At 47.7% G+C, this 3,319-nt stretch carries 2 protein-coding genes; both read left to right on the top strand.

The genetic code is table 11. The features are described 5' to 3' along the window. Positions 1-186: 186 nt before the first annotated feature. Positions 187-1,332 carry a M20 family metallopeptidase gene (locus ACO6V1_RS23070; RefSeq protein WP_422460057.1) on the top strand — a complete coding sequence of 382 codons (1,146 nt, stop codon included), beginning with the start codon at positions 187-189 and terminating at the stop codon, positions 1,330-1,332. 123 nt (positions 1,333-1,455) lie between these two features. Further along, positions 1,456-3,099, top strand: coding sequence for a hypothetical protein (locus tag ACO6V1_RS23065; RefSeq protein ID WP_422468824.1), 1,644 nt, complete (start codon positions 1,456-1,458; stop codon positions 3,097-3,099). The last annotated feature ends 220 nt before the right edge of the window (positions 3,100-3,319 follow it).

Here is a 3,319-nt window from a genome sequence, read left to right as displayed (position 1 = left end):
ATAGGTTGCTGACAAACGGAAAATACTGATCAGGAATTCTACCTAAACGTCAGTACAACCGCCTCTGCATTTGGTACAAAGATCATAAATTCAGCTTTGCCAGAAAGGCCAGCGGCTTATTTATGATGATCATCACCACTGTCCCGGTAAGCAACCTAACCTCCAAGCAGGAAATATAAAGCCATCATGAGTGATCAACACTTCAACCTGGATCAATATCTGGAAGAACTGAAGCCACTGATTGACGTCGATTGTGGTACCTGGACCCCCGCCGGTGTCAGCAAGGTTGCTGATATCATGACCGAAAAATACCAGGGCATCGGCTGGCAGGTTACCCGTCATACCTTTAATGAAAAAGTAGGCCCCGGCCTGCTGGCGACCAATAAGCCGGACGCCGAAGAGTACGACATCATGCTGATCGGACACCTGGACACTGTTTTCCCGGAAGGTACAGTGGCCGAATGGTCCTTGACCCATGATGGTGAAAAAGCCTACGGTCCGGGCGTGGCTGATATGAAATCCGGCCAGCTCAATATGTTCAAGGCCATCAGCCAGCTGCCAGAAGACGTCGCTGATCGTCTGAGCATCTGCGTCTGTATGAATCCGGATGAAGAAATCGGCTCCATTTACTCCGGCGAGTGGCTCAAGGGCATTGCCAGCAAGAGCCGTTATGTACTGGTGGCTGAAGCTGCCCGTGCTGATGGATCACTGGTTAAAGCGCGTAAAGGAATGGCCTCTTACCAGGTAGAGTTCAAGGGCAAAGCGGCGCACGCGGGTAATGAGCCCGAGAAAGGTATTTCTGCCATTACTGAGCTGGCGCACTGGATCACCACCCTGAACCAGGAAACCAACTTTGCAACTGGCACCACCCTGAACTTCGGTGTTGTCAAGGGCGGTTCCGCCGGTAACGTGGTACCAGACTATGCGTCCACAGTCCTGGATATCCGCTTCTGGGATAACGATGACTACGCCCGTCTGGAAAGTAAGATCCAGCACATGCTGGAAAACCCGTCACTGCCGGGGATTGACATCAAGCTGACCCGCGAAGCCCACAAGCCCGCCTTTACCCCGAATGAAGGCAGTGAAAAACTGATGGCCCTGATTGAAAAAACCGGTCAGGATATGGGACTGAACATTACCTGGCAGGCAGTGGGTGGCGGTTCCGATGCCAACCTGACCGGCTCACTGGGCGTGCCCACAATTGATGGTCTGGGCCCGATTGGCGGTGCCATGCACAGCCGCAACGAATCTCTGGTGCTGGACTCCATCGAGCCCCGCCTGACACTGCTGCGCAATGTGCTGATCAACCTGGCGGAAACCATTGGCCGATAACAACAGAAACCAATAAATCAGGGCTCATCCACCACCGGTGAGCCCACAAAAGTAAAAACAAAAGGAACTAACAGGCATATTTTCGGTCTAGAAGTTCAATTTCATTAAATCATGTTTATTGTAATGGACCCTAAAAAGACCAGTATTCAAAACGGATACCCCACTGCCCATAACTATTTTCTCTCTCTGGGCAAGCAGCCACAATTAGCTCAAAAACTTAATGCCACTCATGAACAGATGGTATATAACCAGTGGCTGGTAGATCACACTCAATTACCGTTATACCACCCGGTGTATCAGGTTGCGCCATCCAGCACATCTACTCCGGTTTTACAAAGACAGATGTCGCTTAGAAGCCAGACAGAAAATCATTTACCCCGTAACAAGCCATCCTGTCTGCATGCTTTTTTAGAGAGCAGAGCAAATGAGCCCCCTGTCACCTGGCTTGATAAGAAACAAGGTATTCTGAAAATAAATGACTGGTACCTGACAGAAGCTCAATGGAAGCAAGATCAACGTCTTAAAGGCGTCGTGAATCCCAGTGAATTACGTAATGCTTTATGCCACTCAGAAGATATAGACACCCTGTCTGGTCAGCAGTATAAACTCTCGTCGTATAAGACCGACCTGGTTACCAAAATGACAACTACCAGAGCATCGCGTCATCAGCATGCGCCCTACAATATACCTGAGCGACGTAAAGGGCCAGAGCGATGCTTATCTACACACTCTTCGGGCACAGGACTGAACATAACCACACAGACTCAACATGAAACAGCAAGGTCACCACAGTTGTATGCCTGTACTTTTTTGGCAAGACAGGCGGATATTGGCCTATCTGTTCAATGGATTAATAAAGACCGGGGAACATTTAAAGTAATAAATACTGAGCAAGTGAAGAAAGAATGGAGTATACTTCAGCGGCAATTTAACGTATCTAATGGCGAAACATTACAAGATGCCTTAATAACAGAGATCGGAAAAAATGATATTGAGTGTGTAGTGCTTACCGATTCACATGAAATCATTTTCCAACTTAAGTTCAAACACTACTCAGCTGATACCATTTCGTCAGCAGAAAATCACCAATCCATTGCATTATCCACTTCAAAGCAAGCTACCCCTTATACAACCCCACCTCCAAACCCGATATCAACACTGGCAAATGCAGGGGGCTCAACGCCTGGTGAGGCCCAGATCAGGAGCACACTCCCTGAGGCTCGAACAGACGCCAGGAAAACGCCATTGAGTGCTCAGTCCGCCAAACCAACTGATTCGATAAAGCCAACTTATAAATCACCAACAAGAAAAAGCTGCGAAGACTGCCTGTCTTTTATTTTTTCAAATGCTGATGGACAGCAAAGCTTTGCGACATGGCATGACAGAGCAGCGGGCGAGCTTATAATCGACATGAAAAAATTGACGACCAAATGGCTATCAAGCAATCCATCCGGGTATCGTGAACGGACTGACTTTGATTTTTTTGCCCGGTTTTTTGCAGTACAGAACTACTGGACCTACGATGAAAGCCGGAATATTTTTTCTTTGAATTTACGACACCCTATGGTCCTGAATGCGTTAAAAGTAACGACTCAGGAACCACTCTGCCAATCATCGCCCATCCGGGCATCTGACCCATCAGATCTGGCCAGTAACAACAAGCCGTTATCTGCATCTGAACCAGGAGCCAGTCATCAACCCCCGGGTACGGAAAAAACCAATCTTTTGGCGGCTCGGAAAAACCCGATGCTTGAGTGGATTAAGTAAGATGTGAATGAATGCCGTAAATTCACCGAATGGCATGATGCATCGAGAAATCAGCTCATACTTAATCCGATTGCGCTGCAAAAGTACTGGACTATCAACCTGAAATTTTTCAGTCTGGAAAATATTCCATCCAATGCAGCCCGTCAAAGTATCTCTCAGTTGGTAGAAAAAGGCTTATGCCATTATGACCCTTGCACCAGACTGCTCACCTTAATTTAAA

Source organism: Endozoicomonas sp. ALC013 (assembly GCF_049310205.1).
Lineage (GTDB): Bacteria > Pseudomonadota > Gammaproteobacteria > Pseudomonadales > Endozoicomonadaceae > Endozoicomonas.
Note: the sequence above shows the minus strand (reverse complement) of the source record. Positions and strands in the feature narration are given on the sequence as shown.